Genomic DNA, 3233 nt, shown 5'->3' with positions numbered 1-3233 from the left:
GGAATTTAATCTTGACGATGACCTACTCTCACATGGGGAAACCCCACACTACCATCGGCGATGCATCGTTTCACTGCTGAGTTCGGGATGGGATCAGGTGGTTCCAATGCTCTATGGTCGTCAAGAAATTCGGGTACTGAGTCGTGGCCAGCTGGCCTCGCTTCAGCAAATTGGGTATGTGATAGATCGTGGTGTTTTGTGAGCGTCGAACTTTCGGTTCATTTTCGTCTTCACACACCGCAATCTGGCCTTTCGACTCAAATTGCTTGGGTGTTATATGGTCAAGCCTCACGGGCAATTAGTATTGGTTAGCTCAACGCCTCACAGCGCTTACACACCCAACCTATCAACGTCGTAGTCTTCGACGGCCCTTCAGGGAACTCAAGGTTCCAGTGAGATCTCATCTTGAGGCTAGTTTCCCGCTTAGATGCTTTCAGCGGTTATCTATTCCGAACATAGCTACCCGGCAATGCCACTGGCGTGACAACCGGAACACCAGAGGTTCGTCCACTCCGGTCCTCTCGTACTAGGAGCAGCCCCTCTCAAATCTCAAACGTCCACGGCAGATAGGGACCGAACTGTCTCACGACGTTCTAAACCCAGCTCGCGTACCACTTTAAATGGCGAACAGCCATACCCTTGGGACCGGCTTCAGCCCCAGGATGTGATGAGCCGACATCGAGGTGCCAAACACCGCCGTCGATATGAACTCTTGGGCGGTATCAGCCTGTTATCCCCGGAGTACCTTTTATCCGTTGAGCGATGGCCCTTCCATACAGAACCACCGGATCACTAAGACCTACTTTCGTACCTGCTCGACGTGTCTGTCTCGCAGTCAAGCGCGCTTTTGCCTTTATACTCTACGACCGATTTCCGACCGGTCTGAGCGCACCTTCGTACTCCTCCGTTACTCTTTAGGAGGAGACCGCCCCAGTCAAACTACCCACCATACACTGTCCTCGATCCGGATAACGGACCTGAGTTAGAACCTCAAAGTTGCCAGGGTGGTATTTCAAGGATGGCTCCACGCAGACTGGCGTCCACGCTTCAAAGCCTCCCACCTATCCTACACAAGCAAATTCAAAGTCCAGTGCAAAGCTATAGTAAAGGTTCACGGGGTCTTTCCGTCTAGCCGCGGATACACTGCATCTTCACAGCGATTTCAATTTCACTGAGTCTCGGGTGGAGACAGCGCCGCCATCGTTACGCCATTCGTGCAGGTCGGAACTTACCCGACAAGGAATTTCGCTACCTTAGGACCGTTATAGTTACGGCCGCCGTTTACCGGGGCTTCGATCAAGAGCTTCGCGTTAGCTAACCCCATCAATTAACCTTCCGGCACCGGGCAGGCGTCACACCCTATACGTCCACTTTCGTGTTTGCAGAGTGCTGTGTTTTTAATAAACAGTCGCAGCGGCCTGGTATCTTCGACCGGCATGAGCTTACGGAGCAAGTCCTTCACCCTCACCGGCGCACCTTCTCCCGAAGTTACGGTGCCATTTTGCCTAGTTCCTTCACCCGAGTTCTCTCAAGCGCCTTGGTATTCTCTACCCAACCACCTGTGTCGGTTTGGGGTACGGTTCCTGGTTACCTGAAGCTTAGAAGCTTTTCTTGGAAGCATGGCATCAACCACTTCGTTATCTAAAAGATAACTCGTCATCAGCTCTCGGCCTTAGAATCCCGGATTTACCTAAGATTCCAGCCTACCACCTTAAACTTGGACAACCAACGCCAAGCTGGCCTAGCCTTCTCCGTCCCTCCATCGCAATAACCAGAAGTACAGGAATATTAACCTGTTTTCCATCGACTACGCTTTTCAGCCTCGCCTTAGGGACCGACTAACCCTGCGTCGATTAACGTTGCGCAGGAAACCTTGGTCTTTCGGCGTGGGTGTTTTTCACACCCATTATCGTTACTCATGTCAGCATTCGCACTTCTGATACCTCCAGCAAGCTTCTCAACTCACCTTCACAGGCTTACAGAACGCTCCTCTACCGCATCACTTACGTGATACCCGTAGCTTCGGTGTATGGTTTGAGCCCCGTTACATCTTCCGCGCAGGCCGACTCGACTAGTGAGCTATTACGCTTTCTTTAAAGGGTGGCTGCTTCTAAGCCAACCTCCTAGCTGTCTAAGCCTTCCCACATCGTTTCCCACTTAACCATAACTTTGGGACCTTAGCTGACGGTCTGGGTTGTTTCCCTTTTCACGACGGACGTTAGCACCCGCCGTGTGTCTCCCATGCTCGGCACTTGTAGGTATTCGGAGTTTGCATCGGTTTGGTAAGTCGGGATGACCCCCTAGCCGAAACAGTGCTCTACCCCCTACAGTGATACATGAGGCGCTACCTAAATAGCTTTCGAGGAGAACCAGCTATCTCCGAGCTTGATTAGCCTTTCACTCCGATCCACAGGTCATCCGCTAACTTTTCAACGGTAGTCGGTTCGGTCCTCCAGTTAGTGTTACCCAACCTTCAACCTGCCCATGGATAGATCGCCCGGTTTCGGGTCTATTCCCAGCGACTAGACGCCCTATTAAGACTCGCTTTCGCTACGCCTCCCCTATTCGGTTAAGCTCGCCACTGAAAATAAGTCGCTGACCCATTATACAAAAGGTACGCAGTCACCCAACAAAGTGGGCTCCCACTGCTTGTACGCATACGGTTTCAGGATCTATTTCACTCCCCTCTCCGGGGTTCTTTTCGCCTTTCCCTCACGGTACTAGTTCACTATCGGTCAGTCAGTAGTATTTAGCCTTGGAGGATGGTCCCCCCATATTCAGACAAAGTTTCTCGTGCTCCGTCCTACTCGATTTCATGACTAAGAGATTTTCGCGTACAGGGCTATCACCCACTATGGCCGCACTTTCCAGAGCGTTCCGCTAATCTCAAAGCCACTTAAGGGCTAGTCCCCGTTCGCTCGCCACTACTAAGGGAATCTCGGTTGATTTCTTTTCCTCAGGGTACTTAGATGTTTCAGTTCCCCTGGTTCGCCTCTTGCACCTATGTATTCAGTACAAGATAACCATCTTATGATGGCTGGGTTCCCCCATTCAGACATCTCCGGATCAAAGTCTGTTTGCCGACTCCCCGAAGCTTTTCGCAGGCTACCACGTCTTTCATCGCCTCTGACTGCCAAGGCATCCACCGTATGCGCTTCTTCACTTGACCATATAACCCCAAGCAATCTGGTTATACTGTGAAGACGACATTCGCCGAAAATTCGAATTTCTCA

General features: G+C 51.4%; 2 rRNA genes. Both read right to left on the bottom strand.

Annotated features, from left to right (window positions below):
• Nucleotides 1–9: 9 nt before the first annotated feature.
• Nucleotides 10–125, bottom strand: a 5S ribosomal RNA gene (gene rrf, locus GIV26_RS26950).
• Nucleotides 126–277: 152 nt separating this feature from the next.
• A 23S ribosomal RNA gene (locus GIV26_RS26945) occupies nucleotides 278–3169 on the bottom strand.
• Between the last annotated feature and the right edge of the window lie 64 nt (nucleotides 3170–3233).

It is taken from the genome of Pseudomonas sp. PA-1-3F (assembly GCF_021609665.1).
Classification (GTDB): Bacteria; Pseudomonadota; Gammaproteobacteria; order Pseudomonadales; family Pseudomonadaceae; genus Aquipseudomonas; species Aquipseudomonas paracarnis.
This window is presented reverse-complemented; position numbering and strand designations above follow the sequence as displayed.